At 67.3% G+C, this 14765-nt stretch carries 15 protein-coding genes and 1 tRNA gene; 13 read left to right on the top strand and 3 right to left on the bottom strand.

Annotated elements, in window-relative coordinates; translation table 11 throughout:
- The first annotated feature begins 54 nt into the window (after positions 1-54).
- The 9 genes from ABFX55_RS33485 (at position 55) to ABFX55_RS33445 (ending at position 8093) form a co-directional block, all read left to right on the top strand.
- Positions 55-228, top strand: a complete 174-nt coding sequence (locus ABFX55_RS33485) for a hypothetical protein (protein WP_346126644.1) — start codon at positions 55-57, stop codon at positions 226-228.
- An 82-nt stretch (positions 229-310) separates the two neighbouring features.
- Positions 311-622 carry a WhiB family transcriptional regulator gene (locus ABFX55_RS33480; protein WP_346126643.1) on the top strand — a complete coding sequence of 104 codons (312 nt, stop codon included), beginning with the start codon at positions 311-313 and terminating at the stop codon, positions 620-622.
- A 14-nt stretch (positions 623-636) separates the two neighbouring features.
- Complete coding sequence (locus ABFX55_RS33475) at positions 637-1368, top strand: hypothetical protein (protein ID WP_346126642.1); 732 nt, start codon at positions 637-639, stop codon at positions 1366-1368.
- Positions 1369-1507: 139 nt separating this feature from the next.
- Positions 1508-3721, top strand: coding sequence for an ATP-binding protein (locus ABFX55_RS33470; protein ID WP_346126641.1), 2214 nt, complete (start codon positions 1508-1510; stop codon positions 3719-3721).
- A 140-nt stretch (positions 3722-3861) separates the two neighbouring features.
- Positions 3862-4080 (top strand): hypothetical protein, encoded by a 219-nt coding sequence (locus tag ABFX55_RS33465; protein WP_346126640.1) that lies wholly within the window; start codon positions 3862-3864, stop codon positions 4078-4080.
- Between the two features lie 14 nt (positions 4081-4094).
- Positions 4095-4955 (top strand): bifunctional DNA primase/polymerase, encoded by an 861-nt coding sequence (locus ABFX55_RS33460; RefSeq protein WP_346126639.1) that lies wholly within the window; start codon positions 4095-4097, stop codon positions 4953-4955.
- Positions 4952-6523 (top strand): YfjI family protein, encoded by a 1572-nt coding sequence (locus tag ABFX55_RS33455; protein ID WP_346126638.1) that lies wholly within the window; start codon positions 4952-4954, stop codon positions 6521-6523. Before ABFX55_RS33460 ends, ABFX55_RS33455 begins: the two co-directional genes overlap by 4 nt.
- Complete coding sequence (locus ABFX55_RS33450; protein ID WP_346126637.1) at positions 6523-6708, top strand: helix-turn-helix transcriptional regulator; 186 nt, start codon at positions 6523-6525, stop codon at positions 6706-6708. The genes ABFX55_RS33455 and ABFX55_RS33450 overlap by 1 nt, the downstream gene beginning before the upstream one ends.
- Complete coding sequence (locus tag ABFX55_RS33445) at positions 6708-8093, top strand: tyrosine-type recombinase/integrase (protein WP_346126636.1); 1386 nt, start codon at positions 6708-6710, stop codon at positions 8091-8093. Before ABFX55_RS33450 ends, ABFX55_RS33445 begins: the two co-directional genes overlap by 1 nt.
- Positions 8094-8217: 124 nt before the next feature.
- Here the strand turns inward: ABFX55_RS33445 and ABFX55_RS33440 are convergent.
- A tRNA-Tyr gene (locus ABFX55_RS33440) sits at positions 8218-8299 on the bottom strand.
- Positions 8300-8441: 142 nt separating this feature from the next.
- Between ABFX55_RS33440 and ABFX55_RS33435 the strand changes: the two genes are divergently transcribed.
- The 4 genes from ABFX55_RS33435 to ABFX55_RS33420 all read left to right on the top strand — a co-directional run bounded on the left by ABFX55_RS33435 (position 8442) and on the right by ABFX55_RS33420 (position 12068).
- Complete coding sequence (locus ABFX55_RS33435) at positions 8442-8933, top strand: YajQ family cyclic di-GMP-binding protein (protein WP_183651742.1); 492 nt, start codon at positions 8442-8444, stop codon at positions 8931-8933.
- A 499-nt stretch (positions 8934-9432) separates the two neighbouring features.
- A complete protein-coding gene (gene sigJ, locus ABFX55_RS33430; protein WP_346126635.1) occupies positions 9433-10362 on the top strand; it encodes an RNA polymerase sigma factor SigJ in 930 nt (309 codons plus the stop codon).
- Positions 10363-10448: 86 nt separating this feature from the next.
- A complete protein-coding gene (locus ABFX55_RS33425) occupies positions 10449-11381 on the top strand; it encodes an NAD-dependent epimerase/dehydratase family protein (protein WP_346126634.1) in 933 nt (310 codons plus the stop codon).
- 78 nt (positions 11382-11459) lie between these two features.
- Positions 11460-12068: an HAD family hydrolase gene (locus tag ABFX55_RS33420; protein ID WP_346126633.1), complete on the top strand. Its 609-nt coding sequence runs from the start codon at positions 11460-11462 to the stop codon at positions 12066-12068.
- A 412-nt stretch (positions 12069-12480) separates the two neighbouring features.
- Here the strand turns inward: ABFX55_RS33420 and ABFX55_RS33415 are convergent, their stop codons facing one another.
- Positions 12481-13389: a bile acid:sodium symporter gene (locus tag ABFX55_RS33415; RefSeq protein ID WP_346126632.1), complete on the bottom strand. Its 909-nt coding sequence runs from the start codon at positions 13387-13389 to the stop codon at positions 12481-12483.
- A 37-nt stretch (positions 13390-13426) separates the two neighbouring features.
- Positions 13427-14758 carry a Dyp-type peroxidase gene (locus ABFX55_RS33410; protein ID WP_346126631.1) on the bottom strand — a complete coding sequence of 444 codons (1332 nt, stop codon included), beginning with the start codon at positions 14756-14758 and terminating at the stop codon, positions 13427-13429.
- Between the last annotated feature and the right edge of the window lie 7 nt (positions 14759-14765).

The following is a 14765-nucleotide window of genomic DNA, read 5'->3' as shown; positions in this document are numbered from 1 at the left end:
ATACGGTCTGTCGTGTAGCGCCCCCTACACGGGCGGTCGACCAGGAGGAAACCGATGATGATCCCTACGCAGCAGTCACGCCGCATCATGCCGACCCTGCTCGTGATCGGCGCTCTGTTCTTCATCGTCCGCGAGCCTGCGAAGGCCGCCGCGTTCGCCACGGGCGCGCTGGACGCCCTTCTGAAGGTCGCTGAAGCCTTCGCGACCTTCGCCTCTCACCTCGGCTGAACCTTCCACACGCAAGAGGGACGGCCCTCATCCGCCAAGACGCAGGCCGCCCCTCACTCCCGGTAAAAGGAGCAAGCCCATCATGACTCGCCGATCCAACCGCGTAAATCGCCCCGTCCACCCCTCACACACCGCGCTGAAGACGCCGTGGCGGATGCAGGAGACAGCGCTCCCCGAGTGCGTCTACGACCCCGAGCTGCACACCGGACCGATCGACACGATCGAGAGTACCGACCAGCGAGCCGCCCGCGAGGACGTTGCCCGCGACGTCTGCGCCACCTGCCCCGCGCTGCGGCTCTGTGAGCTCTACGCGCTTCGAGTCCGCCCGGCCTCCGGCGTCTGGGCTGGCCACACTGCCGCCGAACTCGCCGAGTACCGAGCGGAGGTGGCCTGATGCAGAGGAACACCATGCTGGTGCTGCTCGCCCTGCCCGCCGCCGTGGCCACGTGGTCGGGATGGGTGGGGCTGGGGGAGAAGACCGGCTTCGGCATGGTCACTCCGTTGCCCGGCATCGCGGACGGTTTTCAGATCAACACCGCCATCACACTGCCGATCGGCGTGGAGACCTACGCCGCGTACGCCCTGGGCGCGTGGCTGAGAAGCGGCGGACGGGTGAGCGACACTACGCGCACGTTCGCCAAGTGGTCGGCCATCGGGTCGCTGGCACTGGGCATGCTCGGCCAGATCGCCTTTCACCTGCTGGAGATCTCCGCTCAACCCAAGGCACCGGACGTGATCACAGCGGCCGTCTCCGTGCTGCCGGTGCTGGTCCTGGGCATGGGTGCTGCCCTCGGTCACCTGATGGCCCGCGATGCGGCTCAGGTCCCCGAATTGCCCACAGAGCAGGCCAGCGACGGGCCCACATCCGCATCAGCCGAACCACAGCCAGAGGCGCTGGCACTTCCGGCAAAACCCCTCAAGCGGACCGTCCCCGGTATCGATGACCTCATGCCGGTCGGGCGCAGCATCGCCGCCGACCTGGCGGACCGAGGCCTCTCCCTGACCCGTGATCGGCTGCTGAAGGCGGTCCGCGACACGGGCCGGTCGATCTCCTCTGACCGCGCCACGGCGTTGCTGGCCCGCCTCAAGAGCGAGGCCAGCCATGCGGACGCCGTACCGAACCAGAGGCAGGCCGCCTGACGCCCGCCGTCCGTCCGGACGGCGCGCAGACGGACCGCGCATCGTCCCTTGAACCGCCAGCAGGGGCGCGGACTCATCCGCCAAGACCAGACCGCGCCCCGCCACCCCGCAACCGCGAAGACCACGAGGTGACCTCATCATGACGCACGACCACATTGACCCCAACGAAAACCCGGACGGCCGAGACGCGGACATCGTCCACCTGGACGCCGCACGCGCCGGACGCCAACCGGACGGACCGCCCGAGGACCGTCCCGCTGAGGCGGACAGGACCGTCGCCCCTGCGGACGGACCGGTTCTCGAAGGCGAGATCGTCCGCGTGGACCAGCCCGGCCCGGCCCGGACCGACTGGCGGACGGACCTGGAGGCGAAGGCTCGTGCTCGACAGCCGATCGTTCCGCTGTGGCTGCGGTCGGCTCCTGAAGCGAGCGAGACGCTGAAGTGGGTGGGCCTCCACTACCTGCACGTCAGCGGGTACCAGCTGGCCCGCGCGCCGCTGTATGGCGGACGGTTGGCCGTTCGCTCCCCGCGAGGCTTCGCCCGCCTGGTCGGTGGCATGGTCCGGTGGACCTTCGACCTGGAGGGCGAACCCGTACGGCTGGCCAGCGTGCAGAAGGCTGACCCCGAGAACTACATCAAGCTGAGCAGGCAGCGAGACTCTCGCGTCCGCCTGCGCGTCTGGGTCACCGGTGCTGCTCTCGTGACGCTGCTGATCGCGGCCATCGTGGTAGCCGACCAGCCAACGCACGTGCAGTGGACGGCACTCGCCGTCGCCCTGGCGGCCCTCGGCGTCATCGGCAAGCCAGCCGATCGCCCGCTCATCAACCGCGCCGTGGTACCTGCCAACGTGGAGCGGCTGACCAGTGACATCGTCATCCGCGCGCTGACCGCCCTGAGCATTGCGGGCATCAACCAGGCCATCGCCAAGAACTCAAAGGACGCCATTCGGTTCGTCGCCCCGATCACCCGCGACGGCCCTGGCTGGCGGGCTGACATCGACCTGCCGTACGGCGTGACCGTGGCCGACGTGATGGACAAGCGCGACCGCATGGCCTCCGCATTGCGCCGCCCGCTCGGGTGCATCTGGCCCGAGGGCGACAGCTCCATTCACGAGGGACGGCTGATCCTCTGGGTGGGCGACAAGGACCTGTCCAAGACCGTCGTACGCTCCCCACTGACAAAGGCGAGCAGCCACGACGTGTTCAAGGGCATTCCCTTCGGCAGCGACCCTCGTGGACGCCCCATTGTTGTGCCGATCATTCAGCACAACATCCTGATCGGTTCGTTGCCAGGCCAGGGCAAGACCGCCGCCGTCCGCGTGCTGGCCTCGGGGGCCCTGCTCGACCCGACCGTTGAGGGCTGGATCCACGAGCTCAAGGGAACCGGCGACCTGGACCCTCACGAGCAGAACTGCCACCGCTACATCTCGGGGATCGAAGACGAGGCTATCGCCTACGCGGCTGACTCCCTGACCCTGCTGCGCAAGGAGGTCATGCGCCGCTCGGGTGCGCTCAAGGCGCTGCCGCCCGACCTGTGCCCGGACAAGCGCGTCACTCGCGAGATCGCCGACAAGCGATCTCTTGGGCTCCACCCGCTGGTCTGCATCATCGACGAGTGCCAGAACCTGTTCGCGCACCCGGAGTACGGCGGCAAGGCCGGCGACGACGCAGAGTTCATCATCAAGCTCGGGCGCGCCCTCGGCGTGGTGCTGATCCTGGCCACCCAGCGCCCGGACAAGGACAGCCTGCCCACTGGCATCTCAGCGAACGTGTCGATCCGGTTCTGTCTTCGAGTGGCCGGTCAGATCGAGAACGACATGATCCTGGGAACGTCCGCCTACAAGAACGGCGTCCGCGCCACCGTGTTCGTTCCCGAGATCGACGCCGGTATCGGCTACCTCGTGGGCGCGACTCCGATGCCGAAGGTGGTTCGGTCGGCCTACTTGGATACTCCGGCCACTCAGCGCATCGCCGATCGAGCGCACGCCCTGCGCACCAAACTGGGGACGCTGTCCGGGCACGGCCTGGGGGAGAGGCCCGAGCACATCATCCCGACCTATGACCTGCTGGCAGACATCCTCGCCGTGGTCCCACCGTCCGAGGCCAAGGTCTGGAATGAGATCGTCGTGGACCGGCTGGCTGATCTCCGCAGCGACGTCTACGCCCCCTGGGCAGCGCTGGAGGGCGGCGCGAGGACGGCTCAGCTCACGACGGCGCTCAAGCCGTACGGCATCAAGACCACGCAGGTATGGGGCACGCCCGAGGGCGGCGGCAAGGGCGCGAACCGCATCGGAATCGTCCGTGACGACATCGTGAACACCATTACCCAACGTGATCGTGGAGCCGCTTCGTAGCGCCCCGGATCGCCTCTAGATCTAGAGGCCGACCCCTCTAGGTCTAGAGGCTCCCCTAGAGCCCAAAACGGCGCTCTACCAGCGATCTAGCGCCTAGACCCTGACCTGCGCAAACTCCGTATTCGGCCCTGGAGGCCCTCATGGCGACCGCCATCGTCCTGCTAGTGCTGTGCCTGCCACTCATCACTCTCGGTTACTTCGGCTTCTGTCTCGCGTCCCCGTGGGGCGTCTGCCGCCGCTGCGCCCCTGGCGGCAAGAACCGCACCTGCCGTTCCTGCCACGGCACCGGCCTGCGGCCTCGCCTCGGCTGGCAGCTCTATGTCTACGCCCGTCGCCTGCACCGCGACGGCAACCACTGATGGGGGAAATCCACATGTACGACCTCACCCGGTATGCCCTGGCCGCCGCCGCTCGCGGATGGCACGTCTTCCCGCTCACGCCTGGTCAGAAGCGCCCCTTGCGCGGCTTCACCGACTGGGAGCGGCAGGCCACCACCAGCGCCGCACTTATCCGTCAGACGTGGGGACGCGCGCCGTACAACATCGGCATTGCCTGTGGCCCGTCTCGCCTCACAGCGATCGACCTGGACGTCCCCCAGGATGGGGATGAACCGGCACCGCCTGAATGGGCTCAGCCCGGCGTTCATGACGGCGCTGACGTTCTCGCCCTGCTCTGTGAGAAAGCGGCAGAGCCTCTCCCTCTGGAAACTTTCACGGTCCGCACGGGGCGCGGCGGCATGCATCTCTACTTCTCCACCCCGCCTGGTGCGGACCTCGGCAATTCGGCCGGCAAGCTCGGCTGGAAGATCGACATCCGAGCATGCGGCGGCTACGTCGTCGGCCCTGGAAGCCGCGTGGCCTCCGGAAGGTACGAGGCCATCCACACGGCTGCCCCGGCGTTGCTCCCGTCCTGGCTGGCAGAACGTCTGGCTGCCGCCCCTGTGCAGCCCTCACGGGAACCCGCGGTGGGTCACGCTCTAGGCTACGCGCTGACCGCCATGCGCGCCGAAGTGGAACGCGTCCTGGCCGCCACTCACGGCAGTCGCAACAACACGCTCAATGCCGCCGCCTTCGCCCTCGGGCAGCTCGCCGCCGCAGACCTGCTGCCACGCCACCTGGCGGAAGCCTGCCTTCAGAGCGCCGCCGAGGCCATCGGGCTTCCTGCCCGCGAAGCCTTCTCCACGATCCGCTCAGGACTCGACTCCGGGTACCGCGAACCTCGGAGGGCGGCTTGAGCACCATCACCGATCCACACGCCGCCGCCGAGGCTCTTCTCACGAGGTTGGGCGCGGCTGAGCAACTGTCCGAGCTTCACCAGGCCGCGCAGCCGTGGGACAAGCCCGCGCCCTTCGGCCAGCGTCGCGACCTGCCGCCCTTTCCCGTGCATGCGCTGCCTACGTGGGTGGCCGATCACATGGTCGCCGTGGCGGAGGAGACTCAGACCCCTCTCGACCTGGCGGGCTGCGTTGGCCTGGCCGCACTGTCCACCGCCGCCGGGGGCCGAGCGGTGGTCAATGTCAGAGGGTCGTGGACCGAGCCGGTCAATCTGTTCGTCCTGGTCGCCATGCCGCCTGGCTCGCGCAAGTCAGCCGTCTTCCGTGCCATGACCGCGCCGCTCCACAGGGCGGAGAAAGCGCTGGCGGATCGGATCGGCCCGCAGATCACCGAGGCCGAAGTCGCTCGCCGCCTGGCCGCTGACGTGGCGGAGAAGGCAGCCCGCACGGCGAGTAGTGCGCGAGGCGAAGCCGCCCCCGAGGCCGTCGCCGAAGCGCAGAGCGCCGCGCTGGCCGTGGAGGGCATCAAGGTTCCTGTCCTGCCTCGGCTCGTAGCCGACGACATCACTCCGGAGACGGCCGCGAGCCTGCTCACCGAGCAGGGCGGACGGCTGGCCGTCCTGAGCGCCGAGGGCGGCATCTTCGCCACGCTCGCCGGACGCTACTCGGGCACGCCCAACCTGGACCTGTTCCTCAAGGGCCACGCCGGAGACGCGCTGATCGTCGATCGGCGAGGCCGCACGGAACGGGTCGACAGCGCCGCCCTGACCATGGGCCTGGCCGTACAACCTGAGATCGTCGCCGACATCGCCGGCATGCCGGGATTTCGCGGCAAGGGCCTGCTGGGGAGGATCCTCTACAGCCTGCCCAAGAGCAACGTGGGATACCGGCGCATCGACTCGCCGCCCGTGCCGGAGCCGGTTATGGCCCGCTATGACGGCAACCTGCAACAGCTCACCATCGGCATGCACGACTGGGAAGACCCTGCCCGCCTGGTCCTGTCCGCCGAAGCGGATCAGATTTTCACGGAGCACCGCCGCAGGACCGAGACCCGCCTACGTCCTGACTCCGGCGACCTCGGACACATCACCGACTGGGCAGGCAAGTTCGACGGCGCAGTGATGCGCCTGGCTGGCCTAATCCACCTGGCAACACATGTCGACGACGGCTGGCGGCGTCCGATCAGCGCCGACACCGTCAACGCCGCCATCTCTCTCGGCGAGTACTTCACCGCTCACGCGCTGGCCACCTTCGACGCCATGGGCGCCGACTCCGACGTGGACGCCGCCCGCACCGTTCACGCCTGGCTTGAGCGCACCCGGACAGCTCGCTTCACGATCCGTGAAGCCTTCACCGCGCTCTCCCGCAGCCGCTTTCGCAAGGTAGCCGAGCTGGAAGCGCCGCTGGACCTGCTCGAACAACTCGGTTGGATCAGGCGCGAACCGCCACCACCTAGAAGCGGGCCAGGGCGCAAGCCCTCACCGGCCTACCGAGTCCACCCCGAGCTAGCTGGAAGGGACATCGCCTGATGAGTGCTGACGAGAAGCTCACCGTCCCCGAGGTGTGCAAGGAACTCAAGATCGCACAGTCCACCTTCTATGAGTGGCGCGCGAAGAGGCGCGGACCGCGCTGCATCACCTTGGCCAATCGGCAGCTCCGTGTACGCCGTTCCGAACTGGACCGCTGGCTCAACGAGCGAGAGGACGCCGCCTGATGAACGTCAGCTACGACGTGCGCATTCACAACATCGAGAAGCGGAAGAACAGCGCAGGCAAGATCACTTCCTGTCGTGTCTCATGGAAGGTGAACGGCACGCCATTGAAGGAGCGCTTCAGCACGGTCGCCCTGGCGGACACCTTCCGATCCGAACTGATGGCCGCTGCTCGCCGAGGGGAAGCGTTCGACGTAACAACAGGGCGGCCGGTCTCGTGGAAGCGCGAGGAATCCGTCCTGACTTGGTTCGCATTCTCGCTGTCCTATGCGGAGGCCAAGTGGAAGCACGCTTCGCCGAACCACCGTCGGGGGATCGCGGAAGCTCTCACAGACGCAACAGAGGCGTTGCTGCTCGGAGTGGACAAGGCGCCTGACAGAGATAACCGTCGCGCGGCTCTCCGCTGGGCGTACAGCAATCGCGTTCGCGATGGTCTGGAGGAGCCGCCAGCGGCCCTGGCAACGGCCTATCGATGGCTGGAGTCCAACACCGTTCTTATGACGGCCTTCGAGGAACCGTCAGGCAAGGGGGCCGTCCTGGCACGGGGCCTGCTCGACAGGATCAGTAGCACCAAGGAGGGCAAGACCGCCGCCGCCGCGACTACAGCCCGCAAGCGTGCGACCGTGAACAACGCCATGGAATACGCCATGGAGATCGGCGCGCTGTCCAGCAACCCTCTCAAGGCCGTGAAGTGGACCAGGCCGCGACTCCTCGCCAGCGTTGACCCGCGCGTGGTCATCAACATCGGACAAGCGCGCCGCTTCTTCAGCGCCGTAGAGCAGCGCGCCGAACGTGGCAAGCGAATGAAGGCGTTCTTCGCCTGCATGTACTTCGCGGCGCTACGCCCCGAGGAGGTCGTAGACCTCCGTGAGGAACACCTGGCTAGTCTTCCCGTAGGCGCATGGGGTGAGATGCGGCTCACCAACGCTGAACCTCGCGCCGGAAGCCGTTGGACGGACAGCGGCAGAGTCCGCGAGCGGCGCGGGCTCAAGCACCGGGCCAATGGCGACACTCGCTCTGTCCCGATCCACCCTGAGCTAGGGGCCATGCTCAGAGCACACATCGACGAGTTCGGGACCGGCCCTGACGGTCGGATCTTTATCGGGCCGCGCGGGGGTCTCATGACAGATCGTGCTTACCTCAAGGTCTTCCATGAGGCACGAGGGAGGGCGTTCACCGAGGCAGAGGCCAAGTCCCCGCTCATGGCGGTTCCCTACGACCTCCGCCACGCCGCCGTCTCCACATGGCTCAACGCCGGGGTCTCGGCGCCGCAGGTGGCCGAGTGGGCAGGGCACAGCGTAGACGTGCTCTTGCGTGTCTACGCGAAATGCATTCACGGGCAGCAGAGCGCGGCGATGAAACGCATCTGGGAAGCGACTCGGGCCTAATCCACGTGGGAACGGAGTGGGAACGATCAACCGTGAATCGCCGTAGACGACCGTAACCAACCGGAGTGAACAAAAAAGGCCCGTCACCGCGTTTCCGCTGGTGACGGGCCTCTTCGTACTGCTGTGGCAGGTCCAGGGTTCGAACCTGGGTAGGCTAAGCCGACGGATTTACAGTCCGCTCCCATTGGCCACTCGGGCAACCTGCCGTGTCATCCGCTCGCGGCGACAGACAGAAGAATAGCGGACTTTCGAGCCGCACGTGACATCGGTTTGTCCCATGCCCGATCCCCACCTCGGACCCCCTTGGTCGCTAAGGTCGGAGGGGACGAAGAGAGGACACTCACACCGATGGCCGACAGCAGCTTTGACATCGTCAGCAAGATCGACCGCCAGGAGGTCGACAACGCGCTGAACCAGACGGTCAAGGAGATCGGACACCGCTTCGACTTCAAGGGCACTGGGGCAGCGATCAGCTGGTCCGGGCAGAACAACATCGAGATCAAGGCCAACAGCGAGGAGCGCGCCAACGCCGCCCTCGACGTCTTCAAGGAGAAGGTGGTCAAGCGCGGCCTCTCGTTGAAGATCCTTGACGCCGACGAGCCGAGGCTGTCCGGCAAGGAGTACCGCATGCTGGTCGCCCTCAAGGAGGGCATCGACCAGGAGCACGCGAAGAAGATCTCAAAGATCATCCGGGATGAGGGCCCCAAGGGGGTCAAGGCGCAGATCCAGGGCGAGGAGCTCAGGGTCAGCTCCAAGAAGAAGGACGAACTGCAGGACGTCATCACCCTGCTCAAGGGCAAGGACCTCGACATCGCCCTGCAGTTCACGAACTACCGCTGAAAAGTGGCTTGATCATGGCTCTTACCTGGGCGGCTATCGTCCTGCAGGGCTTTGAGGGCACATCCGGGGCACACGGCCAAGAGCGCCGTCCACGAGGGCACGCGTCTTCTCGTGTGCCTCGGGCCACTCTCCGACGTACGTGTTGAGCGTGACCATCGGCGTGGAGTGACCGAGGGCCAGCTGTACGGCTTGACCGAAGCGCCCTTGTGGATCAGCAGGGTCGCGAAGTAGTGCCTGAGACGGTGCAGGCCGACGCGAGGCGGGATGCCTGCCGTACGGGCCGCCGGTGACCAGATGTGCGACCAGGTCGCCCGGTGCATCGGAAGCAGCAGGTTCGTGGTGAACAGCAGCTTGGCGGTACGGCGCAGCGGCTTGCGCGGGTCGGTCTCGTCGTCGATCTCTTGTTCGACGATGGCGAAGCGCTTGAGGTGCTCGCGACGAGAAGGGCCGTGACCAGCTGGAGGCACTGCGGAGATATGATCAGGTCATGCCTTTGACGGTGGGTGACGTCGACCGGTTCGAGCTATCCAGGCCCCGTCTGGAGGCCATCGCCTACCGTCTCCTCGGCTCCGCGCACGAGGCAGAGGACGTCGTGCAGGAGACGTTCTTGCGTTGGCAGGCCGCCGACGTCGACCGCGTCGAGGTCCCCGAGGCTTGGCTGACGAAGGTACTCACCAACCTGTGCCTCAACCAGCTCACCTCCGCGCGGGCACGCCGCGAGACCTACGTGGGCCGATGGCTCCCCGAACCGCTGCTCGTGGGGGACCCGATGCTCGGCCCGGCCGACACCGCTGAGCAGCGCGAATCGGTCTCGTACGCGGTCCTCACCCTCATGGAGCGCCTGTCCCCCAACGAACGGGCCGTGTACGTGCTGCGGGAGGCCTTCGACTACCCGCACCGGGAGATCGCCGAGATCCTCGACATCACCGAGGCTGCCAGCCAGCAGATCTTTCACCGTGCCAAGAAGCATGTCGCATACGGCAAAGCCCGCAGCGAAATCGACGAGGCCGCCGCCCAACGGATCGTCGAGGAGTTCCTCGCGGCCGCCACCAGTGGCCAGACCGATGAGCTCGTACGCCTGCTCACCACGGACGCCATCTCCATCGGCGACGGCGGAGGGAAGGTTCCGGCACGCACCAAGGCGTTCGAGGGAGCCGTCGCGGTCGCGAAGTTCGTATGGGCCATGTTCAAGCCCGCCGAGGCCAAGCGCGCCATCGTCGGCGGCTCGCCCGAGATATACGCCTGGGCCGCCAATGGCGAACCCGCCGTTGTGGCCGTCGTGGAAGGCCGGGTCGTCGCCATCATGTGCCTGGAGGTCACCGCCGAGGGCATCACTGCCTGCCGTACCCAGGCAAACCCCGACAAGCTCGAACGCGCGACCGAGCAATGGGCGGCGGCCAGCCATGGGGAGCCCCTGCTCGTGATGTGACGTGTATCACCTCTGGCTCCTGTCAGGAAACGGCGGGCCATCCGGTTCAAGTGACAAATCCGAACCGGACAGCAAGGGAGCCGACGATGAGAGTGCTGGTGGCAGGAGCGACCGGAGCGATGGGCAAGGAACTGGTGCCGCGTCTGGTCGATGCGGGACACGAGGTGTTCGCTATGATCCGCAGCGAATCTGGCAGGGCCAGGGCATCACAGCTGGGCGCGGTACCGGTCATCGCCGATGCGCTCGATCGCGCCCAGGTCGAGGCGGCCGTGCGCCAGGCGGCCCCGGAGGTGATCGTTCACCAGCTGACCGCCATCGGGCACATCGACACCCGCCATTTCGAACGCAGCTTCGCCGCCACCGACCGGCTGCGGATCGAGGGCACCGACAACCTGCTCGCGGCCGCACGCGCCACAGGAGTACGACGGTTCGTCGCCGCGAGCAACGGCGCGTTCACCTACACCCGGACCGGCGGGCCGGTCAAGAACGAACAAGACCCCCTGGATCGCTCACCCGGCCAGATGGCCCCGATGATCGCCGCGATCGAGCACTTGGAGAAGGCCGTGCTGGGCGCCGCCTGGACCGAAGGGATCGTGCTGCGCTACGGCGCGTTCTACGGACCCGGCACCTCCATGGCGCCAGGCTCCGAGCAGCTTGAGACGATCCGCAAACGCAAGTTCCCGGTCGTCGGCGACGGCGGCGGGGTGTGGTCGTTCGTCCACATCGCCGACGCCGCCGAGGCGACGGTCGCAGCCGTGGAGAACGGCGGCCGCGGTGTCTACAACATCGTCGATGACGACCCCGCCCCGGTCGCCGAATGGCTGCCGGAACTGGCAGCGATGCTGGGCGCCAAGAAACCGATGCGCGTACCGCGGTTCATCGGACGGCTGGCCGCCGGACAGGCCGGCGTCGTGCTCATGACCGAACTGCGCGGCGCATCCAACGCCAAGGCCAAGCGCGAACTGGGCTGGCACCCGGCACACCCCACCTGGCGCCAAGGCCTCCAGGTTGTGACGTGACTTGCTGAGCGTCGTTCTTCCTGCCTCGGTAGGTATTCGGGCATCAGCAGCTGGCGGCCGATCTGCTCGCTCATCGACTTGGACGCGGCCTTCGGACATTGGGCGCAGGAGTTCACCGACGCCCAGGATCTCGGCCCCGATGCCGTCGATTGGTTGCTGGAGTTGAACCGCGGAGGCCCATCCCACCGGGAAACGTTCTTCGGCATGGTGCGGGAGCGGTTCGCGCTCGACGACCCCGTCGAGGATCTGTGGGCTGCCTACCGCAGCCACATGCCGCACCTGGTGCGGTGTCGCCCAGAGGTGATGGCCGGGATAGCCGAGCTTCGGGCGTCCGGTCGGCGGGTGGGGATCATCACCAACGGCGCTGCGGACAATCAGCTCGGCAAGCTCCGACAGACCGGACTCGCCGATGCCGTCGATGGCTGTGCGGTGTCCGGCCTGGAGGGCGTCCGCAAGCCAGACCGGGCACTGTTCGAGATCGCCGCCCAGCGCTGCGGGGTGAGTCTGGCCGATGGCGGGTGGATGGTGGGTGACCGGTTGAGTGCCGACATCGCCGGAGGGAGAGGCGCCGGGCTGCGAACGGTGTGGATCGGAACCGATCTGGACCACCAGGGCCAGGCGGACCATGTAGTCGGCGACGTCATCGGGGCGATCGAGATCTTGCGCACGGCAAAGGCCCCGGCCTGAGGCTTCAGTTCAAGAGGTCATCGCGTGGAGGCGTGACGATCGCTGACTTCGGTACCCGAGGTTCAGGGTCGGGGCGATCGGCTGCCGCGACCCTCCTTCGTCGGGTCTTGCCGCCGGACAGGGTGGTGCTGACGACGACACCGCTGACGACAACGTCGGCTTCCGCCAGCGGACGGTGGCACCCGCCCACCACGCCCTGACCTCGCGTGGGCAAGACGATCAGGAATTGGTCCGCATAAAAAGCGGAAGGTCGGCAGTTCGACCCCTGCCCACTGACCCCCGGTCGTCTCAACGATCGTCGTCATTGCATCGTGTCCTCCTCGTTCCTCAGTTGCGCACAACTCGGACGATCGATGGCGTCAGCGGCCGTGATCTGGTCACACGTCCCATTTCTGGGCGTTCAGTTGCTCGATCAGCGCCTCTGGCGTAGGGGCTGGGAAGATGGTCGCCCTTCCTGCGGTGGCGTCGCCCGGCGACGGCTCAGCACCGCTGCGGTGGGGAGGGCTGCGGCCAGGCCGCTCAGAAGTACAGCTGCGAGCGCTCCCAGGATGGCCGGCTCGTTGCCGAAGGCGATGCCCACGGCGGCGAGCGCCGGCCCCGCGTTGCGCACCGCCGCGACTCCGCCCATGGTGGTGCGGCGGGTCCACGGTCCGGTGGCCAGGGCCGTGCCCAGAGCGAAGGCGACGCCGCCGAAGACGAAGCCCGCGAGCAGGCTGAGAGAGCCGATCAGCGCGACGACGTCGCGCCAGTTGCCCAAGAGCATGCCCGCCAGCACGATGAGGAACGTCACGTTCGACGTCTTGGCGGCCGCAGGATGCCACGACAGCGCTGTGGACGGCGCGTAGTGGCGCACGATCAATCCCACGGCGAACGGTGCGAGCTGCAGGATCACGACGGTCAGCATCAGTTTGGGGACGTCGAGCGCGACGCCGCCACCCACATTCGCCGCCTGGAGGACGACGTTCACGGTCGGACCGAAGGTGATGCTGCCGATGGCGGCGAGCAGTACTTGCATCGCCGCACCCGCGGCCACGTCCCCGTTCTGCACCATGCCGAGTTTCGCTCCGAACGGCCCGCCAGGTGAGGAAGCGATCAGAAGCAGCGCGATGAAGGCCGCCGAGGGCAGGCCGAACAGCGCGGCAACGCCCCAGCCGAGCAGCGGGATGGCGATCAGGTTGGCCAGAAGCACCAGCAGGACCAGCAGGACGTTCGCGAACACGGCGCGCAGGGCCGCCAGCGTCGCTCCCAGACCGGCGGCGAACATGGTGGTCGCTATGAAGATCACGGTGACGGCGTTGAACAGCAGTTGCAACGTAGGCATGAGACTCCCCTGTCGTGCAAGAGCAGCGTCGTCATGATCAGCCGGTGAGATCGCCGAGCCAGCGCAGCGCGGTCAGCCCCGGCATGAAGCAGTATTCGCCACCACGTGTGAGGACGAACGACGGCAGCGAGAGCAGACGCCGACGTACAGGACGCCGGGGGATGGTGAAGTCACCGGAGCCGTCGCTGAAGCCGACGACGGGGTCCTTGGCGTCGTCCGCGCCGAAGAAGACGCCGTCGTTCATCCATTCGGTCTGGACGAACTCGAACTGCCGCCCGAGGTGCGCTCCGACGAACGCGAACATCAGCCCCCGATCAACCCCATCGTCCTCCAGGACGCCTTCGGGCAGCGGCGGGCCGTAGACGGTGCCGCGTCTGATCATCCGGTGCAGCCTCACCACGCCCGCCACCGCCGCGTCGCGGGGGTTGCCCCGGCGGATGTGACAGCCGCCGGGGGTGATGAACCCCGCCGGGTCGTCCTTCTGGTAGAGGAAGCTGTTGCGGTACGGGTCGGCGTCGAGGGCGGGATCGTCGCGGTCCGGGCTGAGCGCCAGCGGCGCGCCGCTGCGCCAGCGTCCCATGATCTTCGCGGCCAGCAGTTCCTCGTCTTCGGGGCTGGTGGAGTTGTCCTTCAGGTACTGCCGGAACAGGGCGACCCGCTGGTGGAGTTTGCGGAAGACCACGTAGGTGCCGTTGCGCCCGAGCACCTCGGGCGTCGGGGCCTGGAGGCCGCCGAGTTCGTCGCGGTACCCGAGCACGAACTCACCGGCCTTGAGCGGTTCCTCCAGCGTGTTGGATCCGGGGATGCCGCTGCCCTCGACGGCCGGGTGGCTGATGCCGTCGCGGTAGCCGAAGGGTTCGGTCTCGGTGGGCAACGCGTGGCAGTTCTGTCGCCAGATCGCCTTCACGCCGGAGAGGGCTTCATACGCCGGGCGGGCGCGATCGATGGCGGCCTCCAACTCCGCGCTGTCAGGCGCGAGCGCCACCAGCACCACGTGGACGTCAGGCGTGCCGAGCGGCGATTCCCAGTGCTCGGGGCTGTTCTCGCCGACGTCGCCCAGCGCTTTCGCCCGTGCGGCCATCCCCTGCCGAAACTCCCAGGCGAACGTGCTCAGCGATTCCTGTGGCACGCCCAATGCCTTGAGACCGTGATAGGTGAGGGCGATACTGACCCACGTCTCGCCCAGAGGGCTCATCGAGTCGGCGGCCGAGGTCACCACGGCGCTCGCGCGCCGCATCAGCTCCCGCCCGTGCCTACGGTCGTCGATGCGGAACAGGATGTAGGTGGCCGCGTACGGGCTCGGCCGGGGGCTGAGAACCCCACGCTGGATGTCGTCGAGTTCGAGCTTGACCTGGTTTTGCTCGCTCACCGGAACC

It is taken from the genome of Nonomuraea roseola (genome assembly GCF_039535395.1).
GTDB lineage: Bacteria > Actinomycetota > Actinomycetes > Streptosporangiales > Streptosporangiaceae > Nonomuraea > Nonomuraea roseola.
This window is presented reverse-complemented; position numbering and strand designations above follow the sequence as displayed.

Bases quoted from the DNA above. Each gene is read 5' to 3' on its own strand.
- ABFX55_RS33485 (WP_346126644.1), top strand. From the start codon at position 55: ATGATGATCCCTACGCAGCAGTCACGCCGCATCATGCCGACCCTGCTC.
- ABFX55_RS33480 (WP_346126643.1), top strand. From the start codon at position 311: ATGACTCGCCGATCCAACCGCGTAAATCGCCCCGTCCACCCCTCACAC.
- ABFX55_RS33475 (WP_346126642.1), top strand. From the start codon at position 637: ATGCTGGTGCTGCTCGCCCTGCCCGCCGCCGTGGCCACGTGGTCGGGA.
- ABFX55_RS33470 (WP_346126641.1), top strand. From the start codon at position 1,508: ATGACGCACGACCACATTGACCCCAACGAAAACCCGGACGGCCGAGAC.
- ABFX55_RS33465 (WP_346126640.1), top strand. From the start codon at position 3,862: ATGGCGACCGCCATCGTCCTGCTAGTGCTGTGCCTGCCACTCATCACT.
- ABFX55_RS33460 (WP_346126639.1), top strand. From the start codon at position 4,095: ATGTACGACCTCACCCGGTATGCCCTGGCCGCCGCCGCTCGCGGATGG.
- ABFX55_RS33450 (WP_346126637.1), top strand. From the start codon at position 6,523: ATGAGTGCTGACGAGAAGCTCACCGTCCCCGAGGTGTGCAAGGAACTC.
- ABFX55_RS33445 (WP_346126636.1), top strand. From the start codon at position 6,708: ATGAACGTCAGCTACGACGTGCGCATTCACAACATCGAGAAGCGGAAG.
- ABFX55_RS33435 (WP_183651742.1), top strand. From the start codon at position 8,442: ATGGCCGACAGCAGCTTTGACATCGTCAGCAAGATCGACCGCCAGGAG.
- ABFX55_RS33425 (WP_346126634.1), top strand. From the start codon at position 10,449: ATGAGAGTGCTGGTGGCAGGAGCGACCGGAGCGATGGGCAAGGAACTG.
- ABFX55_RS33415 (WP_346126632.1), bottom strand. From the start codon at position 13,389: ATGCCTACGTTGCAACTGCTGTTCAACGCCGTCACCGTGATCTTCATA.